Below are 16414 nucleotides of genomic sequence, written 5' to 3' on the forward strand. Positions count from 1 at the left end.
CACGCGCGGTCGTACCCATGACCGACAGGCCGCAGAAAAAGCGCGCGCATGGCGACCCGCAATCGGAGCCAGCGGATGTCGAACCCGATCAGCATCCGGCGAAGCTCGACGATTGCCGCCGTTGCGCGCTCTGGCGCAATGCGACTCAGGCCGTGCCCGGCGAAGGGCAGCGGCACGCGTCGATCGTGCTGGTCGGCGAGCAACCCGGCGACATGGAGGATCTGCAGGGCAAGCCCTTCGTCGGGCCGGCCGGCGCGTTGCTCGACAGCGCGCTCGAAGAAGCGGGCGTCAAGCGTAACGACGTCTACGTGACGAACGCCGTCAAGCATTTCAAGTGGATCGCGCGCGGCAAGCGTCGCTTGCACAAAACGCCCGCTCAGCGTGAAGTGGATGCTTGTGGCTACTGGCTGGAGCAGGAACTCGACATGCCGCATGTGCGCGTGGTCGTGGCACTGGGCGCGACCGCGTTGAAAGCGGTTGTTCACGACTCGCACGCGCGCTTGCAGGACGCGTTCGACAAAACGCTCGAGCGCGGCGAGCAACGCGTGGTCGCGACGTACCATCCGTCGTTTGCGCTGCGCGCGCCGGACCCTGAAACGCGTCGCGAGGTGTACGAACGCATCGTCGCAGCGTTGCGCACCGCACAGAAGCTGGCCCACGGCGGCAAGCGCTCAGGATGACGCCGGCGCGTGCGTCGCTCGTAATCCGAGGCCTTTCATCAATCGTTGTGCGTCGAACGGCGCCCGAGCTTTTACATCGTTGTCGAAGTAGCAGTAGACGTCTCGCGCGGCTCGGCGAGGCGGCCGGAGTTGCGGCGCGATCAAGCGCGCGTCGGCAGGCTGGGAGCCGCCGCGCCATGCATCGATTCGCTCGGCCCATCGTTGCAGAGCGTCGTCCCCATACGAACCCGAGTATTTGGCTTCGCTGCCGTGCAGGCGAAGATAGACGAAGTCCGCCGTCAGATCTTCGGCGACGGGCCACGGTTCGGTGGAATCTGAAACGACGAGCGCGACCCCGTATTGCCGAAGCAAGGTCACGAACGCCGGATCGACGAAGCTCGCGTGGCGCACTTCGACCGCGTGACGCAACTTCCGCTTGCGATCGATGGCGACGTAAGGCGTCTTGACACGCGCATCATGGTGCTTCGCCAGCGCCGATGCGCTCGCGACGTCGGACGGTAACACGCTCAGAAAGCGCTCCATTGCCTCGGGCTCGAATCGGAACGACGGCGGAAATTGCCATAGGATCGGACCAAGCTTTTCGTTCAACGCGAGCAGCCCCTGCGCGAAGAAGTTCGCGATGCCGACACGTGTGCTCGCATCGCGAAACCGCAGCACATGAGTCAGGTAGCGCGCGCCTTTGATGCCAAACACGAAGCCGTCAGGCGTTTGCGCGTACCAACGCTGCCAGCTATCGAGCGATTGAAGGCTGTAATGCGTGCCGTTGATTTCGATCGTGCCGAACAGCGCCGACGCGTACTTTAATTCCGCTGCATGTTTGAGATCCTCTGGGTAAAAGCTGCCGCGCCAACCTTGGTAGCGCCAGCCGGAAATGCCGATACGCACATCGCCGGTTTTCTTCATTCGCGCGTCGGGTCCGGCGGAATGGGGTTCGGAGTCCGGCTCCGACTCGACGGATCGCAGCGTCATTGAATACGCGCGATTTGCTTCGCCACCGCGGCCGGGCTGTCGAAATTGTGATCGGGCAGACGGTCGACCAGATCGACGATGTCGGTATTCGCGTGATTTTTGCGCGCCTGCGCGGCCAGCTTTTCGCGTGTGGTCGGGTAATTCACATCACTGATTGCTTTTTCGACGTCAGCGGGATTCGGCTGACCGGGGTGGCGGTGATCCTGGGAATGGGCGGGGTGCTGTGACATGGTTCCTCCGTGAATGAGTACATCACGACTGCGCGCCTACCGGTACCTCTCGCATATCTCGTGCCTCGGCGCGCGGGCTCGAGTTGCGTTTTCCAGCGGCGCACGTCGTGCGGATGAAAAAGAACCCAGCGAGGAACGCGAATTGCGCGCAGCCGGCAAAATAGCGCCGCTGACACAGGACCTTTCAAGGAGAAGGCCATCATGAGCACGATGCTCGCATATCGCATTCACCGCTTCGGCGGTCCCGAGGTGTTCAAGGCCGAGAAGATCGAGATCCCCGAGCCTGGCGCCGGCCAGGTGCTGGTGCGCGTGCGCGCGGCCAGCGCCAATCCGGTGGACCTGAAGACGCGCTCGGGCCAGTACCCGTTGATTCGCGAAGAGAAGCTGCCCTATACGCTCGGGCGCGATTTTTCCGGAGTGGTCGAACGGGTCGGCGAGGGCGTCGGGCAATGGCGCGCGGGCGAGCGGGTGTATGGCTTCGTTGGCCAGGGACAGGGTGCGTACGCGGAATTCGTCGTCGTGTCCGCGAGCGCGTTAGCGCATGCGCCGGAAAAACTGGATGTGGGGTCCGCGGGCGCCGTGCCGCTCGCCGCGTTGACCGCATGGCAGGGGCTGTTCGATCACGGCTGCCTCGAAGCCGGCGGCCGCGTGCTGATCCATGCGGGCGCGGGCGGCGTTGGACATTTCGCCGTGCAGTTCGCCAAGCAGAAGGGCGCGCAAGTGTACGCTACGGCGTCCGGCGACGGCATCGAGTTCGTGCGCTCGCTCGGTGCGGATCGCGTGATCGACTATCACGCGCAGCGCTTCGAAGACGTCGCGCGCGACATCGACCTCGTGTTCGATCTGATCGGCGGCGATACGCAGCGCCGCTCGTGGTCGGCGGTCGCGACCGGTGGCGCGCTGGTCTCGACGCTCAACGAGCCGTCGCAGACCGAGGCATCGAACCATGGCGCACGGGCCACGCGTTATACCGCGCGACCCGACGGCCGGCAATTGACGGAGATCGCGTCGTTGCTCGACAAGGGCAGCGTGCGTGTCGTGGTCGCCGAACGGTTTGCGTTCGATGCGACGGCCAAGGCGCTGGAACGGCTCGCGAAAGGCCACGTGCGCGGCAAGATCGTGGTGGAGATGGCGTCGTAGTACGGAGAGCGCGCTGTCTGCTAGTTCGGATTCGCGTCGTCGCTCGCGCTGCGCAGCGGCGCGCGGCTCTGATCGTTATTCAGATGCACGAACTTTCTCAACAGTCTCAATAGCTCTCGCGCATCCTCGTCTCCCATCCCGTCGAGCAGGCCGTGATTGAGCGCGTTGACGCCGGGGATCAATTCATCGAGCAACTGCTCTCCAGTCGGCGTCAGCAATAGACGACGCTGGCGGCGCGGCAGAACTTCGCGCACGATCCAGCCTTTCGCTTCGAGCCGTACCGCGATATCGGCGGTGGTCGACGTGTCGAGGCCGACTCGCTGCGCGAGCGTGACCTGATCGAGTCCGGGCAATTCCTGCAGCATTCTGAGCACCGCATACTGAACGGGCGTCACCTCGCGTCCGATCAGATCATGAAACATGGACACGGAAATCTGATGCGCGCGTCGGATCAAATGGCCGGGCTGGTCGTACAGATCGATGCTGATCGCGGAAGTGCTGGTATCGGTTGAAGTGACCATATTAGTTCTGAAGACCTCGCGCCTTTTCGTTGCGAATGGAAATGGCGAACCGGCGTTCGTGTTACCTGATTGAAAGTTCGTCTAGGGGAAAACCTTCATTTAATCATTAAAGACGCATTGAGTACACTGAATCTCAATGAGTAGGCTGAATGCAGTGAATGAATAATCCAGGGAGTGAGACTGACATGTTTCCCAAGAATGCGTGGTACGTCGCATGTATGCCCGATGAAGTCGCGGATAAGCCGCTCGGCCGGCAGATCTGCGGCGAGCCGATGGTTTTCTATCGCAACGCGGAAGGCGACGTGGTGGCGCTCGAAGACTTCTGTCCGCATCGCGGCGCGCCGCTGTCGCTCGGTTTCGTGCGCGATGGCACGCTCGTGTGCGGCTATCACGGCCTCGAAATGGGCTGTCAGGGCAAGGCGACCGGCATGCCGGGGCAACGCGTCAACGGCTTTCCATCGATTCGCAGCTATCCAGCGATCGAGCGCTATGGCTTCGTCTGGGTGTGGCCCGGCGATGCGGCGCAGGCCGATGCCGCCAAGCTGCATCATCTGGAGTGGGCCGAGAGTGCCGAATGGGCGTACGGCGGCGGTCTTTATCACATTCGCTGCGATTACCGGCTAATGATCGACAACCTGATGGATCTGACGCACGAGACCTATGTGCACGCGAACAGCATCGGGCAAAAGGAAATCGACGAAGCCGCGCCGAAAACCGTGGCCGAAGGCGATACCGTGCGCACGAGCCGTTTCATGGAAAACGTCGCGGCGCCGCCGTTCTGGAAGATGGCGTTGCGCGGCAATGGTCTCGCCGACGACGTGCCCGTCGACCGTTGGCAGATCTGCCACTTCACGCCGCCGAGTCACGTGCTGATCGAGGTGGGCGTCGCGCATGCCGGGCAGGGTGGCTATCACGCGCCGGCCGACCAGAAAGCGTCGTCGATCGTGGTGGATTTCATCACGCCGGAAACGGAAACGTCGATCTGGTATTTCTGGGGCATGGCGCGCAATTTCCGTCCCGACGATGCGGCGCTGACCGCGAGCATCCGCGAAGGGCAGGGCAAGATCTTCAGTGAAGATCTGGAGATGCTCGAACGTCAGCAGCAGAACCTGTTGCGCTGGCCCGAGCGCAATCTGCTGAAGCTCAATATCGATGCGGGCGGCGTGATGTCGCGTCGCGTGATCGATCGGCTCGTCGCGCAGGAACGCGCGGAGACGGGCGCGCCGCAGGCTGAAGTGACGCGCGTCATTCCCGTGCGGACGGCGACATGAATCATCCCGTGCTGAATGTGGTGGTCGCGCGCCGGCGCGACGAAGCGCTCGGTATCGCGAGCTTCGAACTCGCGAGCGAAAACGCTCAGGCGTTGCCGGCGTTCGACGCCGGCTCGCACGTCGACGTGCATTTGCCAAACGGGCTCGTGCGTCAGTACTCGTTGTGCAACGATCCGCGCGAAACGCATCGCTATCTGATCGCGGTGCTCCGCGACGAAGGGGGACGCGGCGGATCGAAAGCGGTGCACGATCTGGTCCGCGAAGGCGATCGCCTGCAGATCAGCGCGCCGCGCAATCATTTCGCGCTCGCTGACGATGCGGCTCATCATCTGCTGCTCGCGGGCGGGATCGGCGTCACGCCGATTCTTTGCATGGCCGAGCGGCTTGCCGCCACGGGCGCTTCGTTCGACATGCACTACTGCACGCGCTCGAAGGAACGCACGGCGTTCGTCGAGCGTCTTGCACAAGCTGGCTTCGCGAAGTCGGTCCAGCTTCATCACGATGACCATCCGGGCGGCTCGACGTTCGATATCGAGCAGACGCTCAGCGATGCGCCGGCCGGCACCCACCTGTATGTCTGCGGACCGCGCGGCTTCATGGACTTCGTGCTCGAGACCGCGCGTGCGAAGGGCTGGCCGGAACACAGGCTGCACTACGAGTTCTTCGGCGCGGCCGCGAATCAGGCGGCGACGGGCGGCAGCTTCCAGGTGCGCATCGCGAGCAGCGGCGCGACGATCGACGTGCCGCCCGAATGCACGGTCGTGCAGGCGCTGGCCGCGCATGGCGTCGAAGTGATCACGTCGTGCGAGCAGGGCGTGTGCGGTACCTGTTTGACGCGGGTGCTGTCCGGCGAGCCGGATCATCTGGATTCGTATCTGACCGACGAGGAACGCGCGGCAAACGATCAGTTCCTGCCGTGCTGCTCGCGCGCGAAATCGCCGCTGCTGGTGCTCGATCTGTGATTTTCCGCGGTACGACGGGCCTGTTGCCCGTCGTACCGCTTATTTATTGCGCTTTTCCCTCGGAATCCGACGAACTTACCGTGCGCACACTCAACGCCGGATCGTGCGCAATCGCTTCTTCGGAGAACGGAATAATCGCCCAGCGTTGGGCCGCGTAATCGCGCGTCCCGTCGGCATAGTGCGGCGACGCCGGGTCATCCGATTCTGACGGTGCGAGCAGCGTGCGCGCGATCACCTGAGCGCCGGCGAACGACACTATCTGCAGATAGGTGTCGCCCATTGGCTTGACGTTCATCGAATAGCCGCTCGCATCGAAGGGATGCGCGGCACACGCCGAGGTGAAATAGCCGCCCGCGTCGCAACCCCCGAATAGCGCAATGCGCTCGTCGTTGCGTTGCACGTAGAGCGCCACGCTGCGCGGTGCATCGATCGCGATGCCGGCGCGTTGCAGTGCCGCGAGCGCGTCATGCAGCGCGGCGGCGAGCTGCGGCGGATCGGCGGCGATGCCCGCGGGTGTGGTCAACGGCTTCGCGGGATCGAACGGTACCGCGTATAGCTGCGCGGGCCGTATCGTCAGCAGACGTCGCCACAGTTCGTCCCACAAGGTTGCCCCCACTGCGTCGGCCGCGGCCGTATCGTCCCATGCGGCGAGTACCTTGCACGCCGCGCGCTGCGGGTCGGCGTTCGGGCCGGCCGGCAGGGCCGCGAGTGCGTCGCTGCCGCACAGACGGTCGAGCACGGGTTGCTTGAACAGCAACGCCGACATCGAGCGGCTGTCGAGCGCAGCGTGACCGAGTGTATCGGCGCAAACGCCATGCGGATCGCTCTGCAATTGCGCCGCGATCGTATGGCCCAGTCGCGTGCGCAGCGTCTGCGGCGTCGCGGTCGCACCGATGATCTTCGCATAGCCGGTCATCGGTGCGGCCGGGTTGCTGAGCCAGTAACTGTCGTTGAAATTGCCGACATAGTCGCGCCGAAGCAGCGACGGCATCTGCGCGACCGGCAACGCATGATGCTGTACCGCGCCGGGCTCGTCGCGCCAGTCGCAGTCGCTGCGCGAACCGTCGAGACGCGCGGATCGTCACGGCCGATCGCGAGCGTGTTGACCCACGGCACCGCCGCGTTCTTCTTCTGGATGGCGATGAAATCGTCGAGCGAGGCCGCCTGATTCCATGCGCAGAAGTTTTCGAACACGCGGAAGTTGTCGGTATTGATATCGCGCAGCGCGAACGCCTGCTGCGCATTCCACGCGAGCGCGGGCGACATCGTGCCGAGATTGACCAGCGGTCCGAAGCGCGAACGATACAGCGTGCGCGACACGGTATGCAGCGAACCGTCGGCGGCGCGTACCTCGACGTTCACGCGCGTCGGCGTCATCGCTTCGCTGTTGCCGTCGACCTGATACCGGGTTGGCGCGCCAGGTTCGAGCGTCAGCTTGAAGAGGCCGAAGCGCTTCGCGGTGGAGACGGTATGGGTCCAGGCGACGTTGTCGTTGAAGCCGATCATGATCAGCGGTACGCCGAGAAACGACACGCCGCTGACGTTCAGCTTGCCAGGAATAGTGAGTTGAGCCTGGTAGAAGCGATCGGGGCCGGTCCAGAACCAGTGCGGATTGCCGAGCAGCAGCGCGCTGCCGGTGTGCGTCGCGTCCGCGCCGAACGCGAGAGCGTTGCTGCCGATGCCCGCATGGCCGCCGAATTCCGCGAGCGGTGGGTCGACGGGGGCGCCGTCGTGCAACGCGCTTGGCGGCGGCACCGGCATCGGCTGGGGCGGTTGCGCGGTCGCGATCGCGTTGATGAAGCGCGCCTCGCCACCGGCCAGATTCGCCGCGATCTGACGCCGGTACAAGTCCGCGTTGCTGACCTTGCCGAGCCACGGCGCCGCGCGGCAGGCCGCATGCGCGCCCGGGAAATCCCCGTGCGCGAGATCGGCGACGTAGCGGTTATAGCCGGCGACGAAGCCGTCGATCAACGCGCGCATGTCGTCGGTCTGGCTTTTGCGGTAACGCGCGACGGTCGCATCGTCGACGATGAAACGGAAAAAGAAATCCGCATTGAGATTGTTGGGCTGGCCGAACGTCGCGCCGAGCGTGGGCCGCGCGTCGGCGCCGAAGAAGCGCGAGCGTTCGCCGCGATAGGTGACGAAGCTTTCGGCCATCGTGCACAGATTGTCTTGCGCCTGCGCGTAGCCGTATCCATAGCCGAGGCTGCCCCAGTTGTCGGCGTTGATGTGCGGAATGCCGAGCGCGGCGCGGCGGATGTCGGCGCGATACGGGCCGGTGTGCGCGACGTTGTCCGCATCGGGGCTCGCGCAGCTTGGCAGAGCGGCGGCGACGGGTAGGGCGATCAGCAGGGCGGCGAGGCGGCGGAGCAGAGAGACGTTCGAACGCATGGCCTTTTGTGGTTGGGCGAACGTTGAGCGGTGACGGGCGTGTCGCTCGGCGTCAAGAAAGATTGTGACTGGACGCCCCGATTGGGCGTGCTCTGATTTCTTTCGAACTGTCAGTTAGCTATTAATGTCAGGTGGCTAGAAAACAGTGCTCCCGCATTCCGGTCATCAGTAGTTTACGAACGTTGAATCTGGAGCGAGAAGCTATACCCCGTGTCATCGATCGTCGTGCATTTTTGATCAATGAATGTCTTCAGGAGCAAGGCCTTGCGATCGCTTCCCGCCAGGGTGTTCATCGTAACGATGAGTGCGATTATCGCGCTCGGGGCGGTCCAGTATCGTTCCGCGGTCACGCAAATAAAAGGAGCCACATTTCACGATCAGAAATCAGATGACGGGAAATACATCGCGCGGTATGCATATCTGCCCCGTCACCGGATCGCCTTGAGGCTGTACCGCGCAACTACGGCGGAATTGCTCGCCGAGCGAGTTTATCGATATCCGGAGCGAATCCGGCTGTTCTGGACAGAGGACTATCTGATATACGACACATCGGCGGAAGGCGGCGACGGAGAAATTGAGCTACCGCCGTCATGATGGGACCGTGCCAAGGCAAAACTGCCTTGAAGAATGTTCTCAGTCCACGAGTGCAAGAAGCCTTGCCGAAAGCGCTGGGCGCCGTCAATCGCATGACACGGTTTTCAAGGCTGCGCGACCGGACGTGCGAGCGGAGCTAGCCGCGCGAAACCCGCTGGGCGGCGGGCTTCAGGCGCAACATGTGGTGCTGAGATAGCGATTATTTCCACCGGGAGACGGCTAGTTGTCAAGCTTTCGCTGACCACGCTTCCTGCTCCGCCGGAAAACCAGCACAGCTGCGGCGAACCCTAGCGCGATTGCGGCCGACGATATGAGGAAGGCCAAGTCGGATTCTTGATACGCCGTCTTGACCCCATACATACGAACCGCCCATTTCCATATCGGGTTCGAAAAGTTCAAGGGCGTATCCGGATGCCAAATCCACCAGACTGCATTAGCAGAGATTGCGAGCACGAAAGCTATGCCGACAGCTAGACAGAGCAGGATTGTTTTCATGCCACCGTCACTACGCCGTACGCTTTAAGTTCAGACCCGGGTACTGATACTTTCGGTGTATCGGTGAGTATCGAGCGGATACGCTGCCAATCACTTTGCTGGTCGATCCTTATGCACCCCTCGCTCCTACCGAATCTCCCCTTTGGATGCAAACGAAACTGGCCGCGAACGATGTTATCGCAAAGGACCGAGTCATCGTCGATATTCCCGTCGATTGCATGGAGCGCAAACCATTCGCTCTTGTTATTGCCGTTCAGGTTGAGCGCATCTTTCCACGGGCCGAGCTTCCCGCCAGATCTTCGATCAAAGAGATAGTATCTGCCGACCGGTATGGCGCCGAAGACCGGCGTGCACGTTAGGGCCACCTTATTGATATAACCTTGCTGCCCAGAGTAAGCGGAAAACGATAGTGCGCCAATCCGAAATTCGCTCATCGGTTTATTATTCAGTTTGAATGAGCATTGAAGCATCAGTCCTCCATATCGACTGGAAAGAGTGAAATAAAAAATAGTTCGGTGATGCCGTGCGGCCATTTTAAAGGCGATTTGTTTTGAGAAAACCGCTATTAAAAAATTTCCGCGCCAACAGCGATTATTTCCACCGTGAGATGGCTAGTCGTCAAGCTTTCGCTGACCACGCTTCCTGCTCCGCCGGAAAATCAGCACAGCTGCGGCGAACCCTAGCACGATTGCGGCCGACGACATGAGGAAGGCCAGGTCGGATTTTTGATATGCCGTCGTGACCCCATACATACGAACCGCCCATTTCCATATCGGATTCGAAAAGTTCAAGGGCGCTTCGGGATTCATCATCCACCACAGCGCATTGGCAAAGATTGCGAGCAGTAAGCCGAAACCGACCGCGAGGCAGATTAGGAGCTTTTTCATCTCACCGTCACTTCACCGTACGCTTTAAGTTTCGATCCGGGAACTGAGACTTTCGGCGTATCGGAAAGTATTGAACGGATATGACGCCAGTCCGCGAGTTGATCGATAGTTATGCAGCCCTCGCTCTTCCCCAATCTTCCCTTTGGATGCAATCGAAATCGGCCACGAGCGATGCCGTCGCACAAGAGCTCATCGTCATCAATATCGCCGTCGATAGCGTGGAGCGCGAACCATTCGCTCTTGTTATTGCCATTCAGGTTAAGCCGATCTTTCCATGGTCCGAGAATGCCTCCGGATCTTCTGTCGAAGATGTAATATCTGCCGACGGGAATAGCGCCATACTTCGGCGTGCACATTCCAACAGCCTTATTGATATAATTCTCCTGCCCCGAGTATGCAGGAAAGGATAGAGCGCCAATGCGAAATTCGCTCATTGGCTTATTATTCAGTTTGAATGAGCATTGAAGCATCAGTCCTCCATATCGACTGACAAGTGTGATATAAGAAAAATAGTTCAGTTATGCCGCGCGGCCATTTTAAAGGCAATTTATTTTGAGAAGGCCATTATTGAAAAAATTTCCGCAGCAACAATTCCTGCCTACGCAGCAACTCGTCTACGCGTTCGCATAACCGAGCGAATGCACCCTTCTGCTGACCTGTTCGAGTCAGTGCGAACCTCACGCCCGCACCCTCGGCAGACGCGGCCTGATTTTTGCTGATGTGCTCGGACGTCGCCTCGTTCGCAGGGGACGGCGCGTGTCGAAAGGTCATCACTGTCAGCGGGGTTCTCAGTGGCAGCAGCGGAAGCATCCAGAACGTCAGGCCGGCGCGTCACGCGCGGCAGCGTCACGTTGTTACCGGCGCTCGCTATCGGTTTCGCCAACTCCGCACACGCGAACACGGTGGCGCCGCTGAACTACTTCCTGCATGCGGCTGGCCCGGCCGCTCGTCCGACGCTGTACCTCGGCTGGGTTTTCACCGCGATCGTGACGCTGGTCACGCTGTTCGTCGCTGGCCTGTTGATCGGCGCGATGGTCCGCAAGCGTCCCGCGGCGCAACCGGATGCGCTGAGCGCCGAGCCCGGCGGCATCCGCTGGGTGTTCATCGGTACCGCGGTGTCGTCGGTCGTGCTGTTGGCGATGCTGGTCTATGCATTGATCACGCTCGAATCGGTGGCGTCGCCCGCGTCGGATCCGCAATTGACGATCACCGTGACCGCTTACGACTGGTGGTGGAAAGCCGATTACCGCGACGATCCGAACCCCGCCCGCAACTTCACCACGGCGAACGAGATTCATATTCCGGTCGGTGAGCCGGTGAAGATCGAACTCAAAAGCGCGGACGTCGTGCACGCATTCTGGGTACCGCAACTCGCGGGCAAGACGGAGACGATTCCAGGCCAAACCAACGAGCAGTGGCTGCAGGCGGACCGTCCCGGTATTTATCGTGGGCAGTGCTCGCAGTTCTGCGGCGCGCAGCACGCGCATATGGCGTTCGAAGTGATCGCGCAGGACGCCGCGGCGTTCAACGCGTGGCGCGACGCGCAGGGACGCGCTGCCACCGTGCCCACGGGCGACGCGGCCGTCGCGGCCGGCCAGCATCTGTTCGAGGAGCGCTGCGCGGGCTGCCACACGATTCGCGGCACCAAGGCGACTGGCGTGCAGGCACCCGATCTGACCCATCTCGGTTCGCGTCGCACGGTCGCGGCAGGCGCGCTCAGCAACACGCCCGACCATCTGCTCGACTGGATCGAGCACGCCCAGCGGATCAAACCCGATGCATTGATGCCCAGTATCGCGCTGACCACCAGCGAGGCCGCCGCGTTGTCGGCGTATCTCGCGACGCTGCATTGAAGCGCATCGCACTCGAGGAGCCCGTTCAATGTCCGATCATCCCGTTTCCGCTTCGCTACCCGCGCTGACCCGCACGCCGCGGCGCGGCCGTGTCGAGCTCGGCAGCGAGCAGGAAAAGCGGCTGCGCGAAATCTGGGAGTCGCGGCCCGGCTGGCGCGGCTGGTTCTCGACGGTCGATCACAAGACCATCGGCTTGCGCTACCTGGTGACCGCGTTCATCTTTCTGCTGATGGGCGGCGTCGAAGCGCTGATCATGCGCGTTCAACTGGCGCGCCCCAACGCAACGGTGCTGACGCCCGAACAGTACAACCAGCTGTTCACGATGCACGGACTGACGATGATCTTTCTGTACGCGCTGCCCGTTCTGTCCGGCTTCTCGAACTATCTATGGCCGCTCGTGCTCGGCGCGCGCGACATGGCCTTTCCGCGCCTGAACGCGCTGTCGTATTGGGTGTTCCTGTTCGCCGGCATCTTCCTGTATGCGAGTTTTCCGACGGGACAGGCCCCCGACGCCGGCTGGTTCAACTACGTGCCGCTGTCCGACCTCGAGTACAGCAACGGCCCGAATATCGACGTGTACGCGCTAGGCATGGTGCTGCTCGGCATTTCGACGACGGTCGGCGCGATGAACTTCGTCGTCACGCTACTGAGGATGCGCGCGCCGGGCATGTCGCTCGATCGCGTGCCGGTGCTCGTGTGGGGCACGCTGACCGCGTCGGCCGGCAATCTGTTGGCGGTGCCGTCGGTGAGCCTCGCGTTTCTGATGCTGTGGATGGACCGCCGCATCGGCACGCATTTCTTCGACGTGCTCAATAGCGGGCGGCCGCTGCTCTGGCAGCACCTGTTCTGGATTTTCGCGCACCCGTGGGTCTACGTGGTCGTGTTGCCGGCCATGGGTATCGTGTCGGATGCGTTGCCGGTCTTTTGCCGCCGGCCGCTGGTCGGTTACGGGCCGGTCGCGTTGGCGACGGTCGCGACGATGGTGGTCGGCTTTGCCGTGTGGATTCACCATATGTTCGCGACCGGTATCCCCGCGCTCGCGCTGTCGTTCTTCGGCTCGGCCAGCATGGTCATCGCGGTGCCGAGCGCGGTCGCGACGTTCGCCTGGGTCGCGACGATCTGGACCGGTCGCCCCGTGTATCGCGTGCCGTTCCTGTTTTTCGCGGGCTTCGTGCTGCTGTTCGTGATCGGCGGCGTCTCCGGCGTGATGACGGCCGCGGTGCCGTTCGACTGGCAACTCACCGACACGTACTTCGTCGTCGCGCATCTGCACTACGTGCTGCTTGGCATCAACGTATTTCCGGTGATCGGCGGCATCTACTTCTGGTTTCCAAAATTCACCGGCAGGATGACGAACGAGCGTCTCGGCAAGCTCGCGTTCTGGGTGCTCTTCATCGGCTTCAACGTCGCGTTCTTTCCGATGCATATCGCGGGACTGCTCGGCATGCCGCGCCGCATGTACACGTATCCCGCCGACATGGGCTGGAACACGGTGAATCTCGTCACGTCGCTCGGTTCGTTCCTGTTTGCGGCCGGCGTGCTGCTGTTTCTGATCGATATCGCGGTGAGCCTGAGGCGCGGAAAGGTCGCCGGCAACAATCCGTGGGACGCGCCGACGCTCGAATGGTCGATCAGCTCGCCGCCGCCGCCGTACAACTTCGCGGTGGTGCCGACGCTCGCGAGCCGGCATCCGTTGTGGGAAGGCCGGATCGAGGAGCCGGGCGACGCGGTTCAAACACGCTCGCAACTCGACGAAGGCTATCTGCTCGCGCAAGGTCGCGAAGCGTTGGGCACGACCGCGCTCGAGGCGAGTCCCGACGTGATCCTGAAGATGCCCGAAGATTCGTACGCGCCGTTCTGGCTCGCGGTCTTTGCCGCGCTATTGTTCGCGGGGCTCGCCTTGACCGCCTGGGTGTTCGTGGGGGCGATGCTGGCCGGCTGCGCGGTCTCGATCATCACGTGGCTGTGGCCCGAGCGCGCGCTGATCCAGCGCGAGCCGGTCGCGGTCGAGGATGCGGGAGGCTGACATGAGCGATGCACTGGATCTCAATCGCTCGTCGAGCGAACCGGACGAGACCGCGCGTGCGTTGCCGGTTGGCAGCGCCGGCGAGCGATCGAGCGGCTGGTGGGGCTGCTTCACGCTGATCACGACCGAAGGCGCGCTGTTCGGCTATCTGATCTTCTCGTATCTGTATCTGGCCTCGCAAAGCCAGCAGCATTGGCCGCCGGAAGGATTGCCGAAGCTCGGGCTCGGCAGCGCGAATACGGTCATTCTGCTATCGAGCAGCGTGTTCGTCTGGTTCTGCGAGCGCTGCGTGCGTCGGCGGCGATTGCGGCTCGGTGTCGCGTCGATGGCGGTGGGCATCGTGCTGGGCTGCATCTTCCTGGGCATTCAGTTGCGCGAATGGCACAACCACCCCTATGGGCTGACCTCGCATCTCTATGGTTCGCTGTACTTCACGATTACCGGCTTTCACATGGCGCACGTACTGGTCGGGATCGTCGTGCTGACGCTGCTGGCGATCTGGACCGCGCTCGGCTATTTCGACGACAAACGCTGCGCGGCGCTGTCGGTCGGTGGGCTGTATTGGCACTTCGTCGATGCCGTCTGGCTGTTCATTTTCAGCACGCTGTATCTGACGCCGTATCTGTTTCGGGAGTGGTCATGACGACAGCGCCCAGAGACTCGCACATCTCGATGCCCTACGTGCTGATCGGTCTCCTCGCGGCGCCGTTCGCGTGGCTGTTGCAGATGATGCTCGCGGAAGCGCTCGCGGCGCAGGCCTGCTATCCGTACAACCATCCGCTCGGCGCGCCGCTCGTGTCGTGGATGCGTCCGGCGCTCGTCGCGCTCGGCACCGTGTGTCTGATCGCGGGCGCGTTCGGCACGTGGGTCGCGTGGCGCAATTTGCGCCGCGTCGCGCCACTGAAGTTCGGTGCGCTGAACGGCGAGCGCCGCACGCGTGCCGAACTCGACTGGTTTCTGACGCGCGTCGCGGTGATGTGCAGCACGCTGTTTCTGTTCGCATTGATCGCAACGGATGCCGCGGTCGCGATCGTATCGCCGTGCAGGTGGTGGTGATGAAGCGCGACGTTCTCAACGCGCTCAGGTTCGCCATCGCGGCCGCATGCCCGCTGACGATAGCAGCGACCGCAAACGCCGCCAGCGCCTCCACCGACGCCGCGCAGGTCGCGCGCGGCGCATATCTCGCCAAAGCCGCCGATTGCGCCGGTTGCCACACCGCCGCGCCGCGCGTGCCGCATCCGGGGGCGGCGCCTGAAGCAACGCCGCCGTTTGCCGGCGGCCTCGGCATGGGTTCGCCGTTCGGCAAGATCTATACGGCGAACATCACGCCGGACCCGCAATACGGCATCGGCCGCTATAGCTATGACGACTTCGCGCGCGCGTTGCGCGAGGGCATCGCGCCTGGGGGCAAGCGGCTTTATCCGGCGATGCCGTACCCGTCGTTCGCGAAGATCACCGATGACGACATGCATGCTCTCTACGCATACTTCATGCACGGCGTGCAACCGGTCGCGGCGCCCGCCCCGCAAACGCGCTTGCCGTTTCCATTCAATCAGCGCTGGGTATTGATGTTCTGGGACTGGGCATTCGCGCCGAAAGGCCAGTTCAAAGCCGATGCGAAACGCGATGCGCAATGGAATCGCGGCGCGTATCTGGTGCAATCGCTCGGCCATTGCGGCGCCTGCCACACGCCGCGCGGACCGGCGTACGAAGAGCGCGGCTATGACGAGTCGGCATCGGCCTATCTGACGGGAGGCACCAACGATCACTGGTTCGCGCCGAACCTGAGCGCCGACCCGGGCTCGGGGCTCGGCCGCAGTTCCGCGACCGACATCGTCGAGTTCCTTCGAAACGGCCACGGCGGCGGACTCATCCCGTTCGGCAGCATGGTTCAGGTCGTCGAAGACAGCACGCAGTACCTGAACGACGACGATCTCGCGGCGATCGCCGCGTATTTGAAGAGCCTGCCGCCGCGCGCGCCAAGCGGCTATTTCAACGCCCGCTCCGCCGCCGCGCAGCAAACCGTACGGGCGCTGAAAACCGGGGATGTGGAAAGACCCGGCGCGGGCATTTACGCATCGTATTGCGCGCGCTGTCATCAGATGGATGGGGCGGGGGTGCCGAACAAGTATCCGCGCCTCGCGGGCAACCCCGCGGTGTTGTCGGCGTCGAGCGCGTCATTGGTGCGCTTGCTGGTCGAAGGCGGGGGCAGTCCGCATACCGAGTCGGGACCGGAGCCGCGCAAGATGCCGTCTTTCGCCGGCAAGCTGACGGACACCGAAATGGCGCGCGTGCTCACGTTTGTTCGGACCACATGGGGAAATATGGCCGGACCGGTCACGCGAAACGATGTGTCGAGCGTGCGCGGCGCATTGCGCAAGTAAATGCCAACGCG

Annotated in this window: 16 protein-coding genes and 1 pseudogene; 10 read left to right on the plus strand and 7 right to left on the minus strand. The window is 62.7% G+C overall.

Annotated features, from left to right (window positions below):
* Positions 1–17 precede the first annotated feature (17 nt).
* A complete protein-coding gene (locus tag OKW39_RS38380) occupies positions 18–680 on the plus strand; it encodes a UdgX family uracil-DNA binding protein (protein ID WP_184039215.1) in 663 nt (220 codons plus the stop codon).
* Here OKW39_RS38380 and OKW39_RS38385 read toward each other — a convergent pair.
* Together OKW39_RS38385 and OKW39_RS38390 are read right to left on the minus strand one after the other, a co-directional pair.
* Positions 672–1583 (minus strand): DUF72 domain-containing protein, encoded by a 912-nt coding sequence (locus tag OKW39_RS38385; RefSeq protein ID WP_429565021.1) that lies wholly within the window; start codon positions 1581–1583, stop codon positions 672–674. The two genes, OKW39_RS38380 and OKW39_RS38385, sit on opposite strands and share 9 nt — an antisense overlap.
* Positions 1584–1645: 62 nt before the next feature.
* A complete protein-coding gene (locus OKW39_RS38390; protein WP_429565022.1) occupies positions 1646–1879 on the minus strand; it encodes a DUF2795 domain-containing protein in 234 nt (77 codons plus the stop codon).
* A 201-nt stretch (positions 1880–2080) separates the two neighbouring features.
* On the opposite strand from OKW39_RS38390, the gene OKW39_RS38395 reads away from it, so the two are divergent.
* Entirely contained in the window at positions 2081–3019 is a 939-nt protein-coding gene (locus OKW39_RS38395; RefSeq protein WP_429565023.1) for an NADP-dependent oxidoreductase, read from the plus strand.
* A 20-nt stretch (positions 3020–3039) separates the two neighbouring features.
* Here OKW39_RS38395 and OKW39_RS38400 read toward each other — a convergent pair whose 3' ends face one another.
* The gene (locus OKW39_RS38400) at positions 3040–3540 is read right to left on the minus strand and encodes a MarR family winged helix-turn-helix transcriptional regulator (RefSeq protein WP_429565024.1); all 501 of its coding nucleotides are present in this window, start codon (positions 3538–3540) and stop codon (positions 3040–3042) included.
* Between the two features lie 185 nt (positions 3541–3725).
* On the opposite strand from OKW39_RS38400, the gene OKW39_RS38405 reads away from it, so the two are divergent.
* Together OKW39_RS38405 and OKW39_RS38410 are read left to right on the plus strand one after the other, a co-directional pair.
* Positions 3726–4811 carry a Rieske 2Fe-2S domain-containing protein gene (locus OKW39_RS38405; RefSeq protein ID WP_429565025.1) on the plus strand — a complete coding sequence of 362 codons (1086 nt, stop codon included), beginning with the start codon at positions 3726–3728 and terminating at the stop codon, positions 4809–4811.
* On the plus strand, positions 4808–5773 hold the full coding sequence (locus tag OKW39_RS38410; RefSeq protein ID WP_429565026.1) for a PDR/VanB family oxidoreductase: 966 nt from the start codon (positions 4808–4810) through the stop codon (positions 5771–5773). The genes OKW39_RS38405 and OKW39_RS38410 overlap by 4 nt, the downstream gene beginning before the upstream one ends.
* 43 nt (positions 5774–5816) lie before the next feature.
* Here OKW39_RS38410 and OKW39_RS38415 read toward each other — a convergent pair.
* Positions 5817–8164, minus strand: a pseudogene (locus OKW39_RS38415) (penicillin acylase family protein).
* A gap of 264 nt (positions 8165–8428) precedes the next feature.
* Here OKW39_RS38415 and OKW39_RS38420 point away from each other — a divergent pair.
* Positions 8429–8758, plus strand: coding sequence for a hypothetical protein (locus OKW39_RS38420; RefSeq protein ID WP_429565027.1), 330 nt, complete (start codon positions 8429–8431; stop codon positions 8756–8758).
* A gap of 491 nt (positions 8759–9249) precedes the next feature.
* On the opposite strand, the gene OKW39_RS38425 is transcribed toward OKW39_RS38420, so the two are convergent.
* From OKW39_RS38425 to OKW39_RS38435, 3 genes are all read right to left on the minus strand, one after another.
* Entirely contained in the window at positions 9250–9723 is a 474-nt protein-coding gene (locus OKW39_RS38425) for a DUF2778 domain-containing protein (RefSeq protein ID WP_429565028.1), read from the minus strand.
* Positions 9724–9864: 141 nt separating this feature from the next.
* A complete protein-coding gene (locus OKW39_RS38430) occupies positions 9865–10140 on the minus strand; it encodes a hypothetical protein (protein ID WP_429565029.1) in 276 nt (91 codons plus the stop codon).
* Complete coding sequence (locus OKW39_RS38435; RefSeq protein ID WP_429565030.1) at positions 10137–10574, minus strand: DUF2778 domain-containing protein; 438 nt, start codon at positions 10572–10574, stop codon at positions 10137–10139. Before OKW39_RS38435 ends, OKW39_RS38430 begins: the two co-directional genes overlap by 4 nt.
* Before the next feature lie 357 nt (positions 10575–10931).
* Between OKW39_RS38435 and coxB the strand changes: the two genes are divergently transcribed.
* From coxB to OKW39_RS38460, 5 genes are read left to right on the plus strand one after another with little or no spacing between them, the layout of a single operon-like run.
* Positions 10932–11993 (plus strand): cytochrome c oxidase subunit II, encoded by a 1062-nt coding sequence (coxB, locus tag OKW39_RS38440; protein ID WP_429565031.1) that lies wholly within the window; start codon positions 10932–10934, stop codon positions 11991–11993.
* A 28-nt stretch (positions 11994–12021) separates the two neighbouring features.
* Entirely contained in the window at positions 12022–14019 is a 1998-nt protein-coding gene (gene ctaD / locus OKW39_RS38445) for a cytochrome c oxidase subunit I (protein WP_429334304.1), read from the plus strand.
* Between the two features lies 1 nt (position 14020).
* Positions 14021–14662: a cytochrome c oxidase subunit 3 gene (locus tag OKW39_RS38450; RefSeq protein WP_429334303.1), complete on the plus strand. Its 642-nt coding sequence runs from the start codon at positions 14021–14023 to the stop codon at positions 14660–14662.
* Positions 14659–15075 (plus strand): hypothetical protein, encoded by a 417-nt coding sequence (locus tag OKW39_RS38455; RefSeq protein WP_090810418.1) that lies wholly within the window; start codon positions 14659–14661, stop codon positions 15073–15075. Before OKW39_RS38450 ends, OKW39_RS38455 begins: the two co-directional genes overlap by 4 nt.
* On the plus strand, positions 15075–16403 hold the full coding sequence (locus OKW39_RS38460; RefSeq protein ID WP_429565032.1) for a c-type cytochrome: 1329 nt from the start codon (positions 15075–15077) through the stop codon (positions 16401–16403). The genes OKW39_RS38455 and OKW39_RS38460 overlap by 1 nt, the downstream gene beginning before the upstream one ends.
* The last annotated feature ends 11 nt before the right edge of the window (positions 16404–16414 follow it).

The sequence above is a fragment of the Paraburkholderia sp. MM6662-R1 genome (assembly GCF_050436245.1).
Lineage (GTDB): Bacteria > Pseudomonadota > Gammaproteobacteria > Burkholderiales > Burkholderiaceae > Paraburkholderia > Paraburkholderia tuberum.

Coding starts and splice junctions, on each gene's coding strand:
- OKW39_RS38380 (WP_184039215.1), top strand. CDS start 18: ATGACCGACAGGCCGCAGAAAAAGCGCGCGCATGGCGACCCGCAATCG.
- OKW39_RS38385 (WP_429565021.1), bottom strand. CDS start 1,583: ATGAAGAAAACCGGCGATGTGCGTATCGGCATTTCCGGCTGGCGCTAC.
- OKW39_RS38390 (WP_429565022.1), bottom strand. CDS start 1,879: ATGTCACAGCACCCCGCCCATTCCCAGGATCACCGCCACCCCGGTCAG.
- OKW39_RS38395 (WP_429565023.1), top strand. CDS start 2,081: ATGAGCACGATGCTCGCATATCGCATTCACCGCTTCGGCGGTCCCGAG.
- OKW39_RS38400 (WP_429565024.1), bottom strand. CDS start 3,540: ATGGTCACTTCAACCGATACCAGCACTTCCGCGATCAGCATCGATCTG.
- OKW39_RS38405 (WP_429565025.1), top strand. CDS start 3,726: ATGTTTCCCAAGAATGCGTGGTACGTCGCATGTATGCCCGATGAAGTC.
- OKW39_RS38410 (WP_429565026.1), top strand. CDS start 4,808: ATGAATCATCCCGTGCTGAATGTGGTGGTCGCGCGCCGGCGCGACGAA.
- OKW39_RS38425 (WP_429565028.1), bottom strand. CDS start 9,723: ATGCTTCAATGCTCATTCAAACTGAATAATAAACCGATGAGCGAATTT.
- OKW39_RS38430 (WP_429565029.1), bottom strand. CDS start 10,140: ATGAAAAAGCTCCTAATCTGCCTCGCGGTCGGTTTCGGCTTACTGCTC.
- OKW39_RS38435 (WP_429565030.1), bottom strand. CDS start 10,574: ATGAGCGAATTTCGCATTGGCGCTCTATCCTTTCCTGCATACTCGGGG.
- ctaD (WP_429334304.1), top strand. CDS start 12,022: ATGTCCGATCATCCCGTTTCCGCTTCGCTACCCGCGCTGACCCGCACG.
- OKW39_RS38450 (WP_429334303.1), top strand. CDS start 14,021: ATGAGCGATGCACTGGATCTCAATCGCTCGTCGAGCGAACCGGACGAG.
- OKW39_RS38455 (WP_090810418.1), top strand. CDS start 14,659: ATGACGACAGCGCCCAGAGACTCGCACATCTCGATGCCCTACGTGCTG.
- OKW39_RS38460 (WP_429565032.1), top strand. CDS start 15,075: ATGAAGCGCGACGTTCTCAACGCGCTCAGGTTCGCCATCGCGGCCGCA.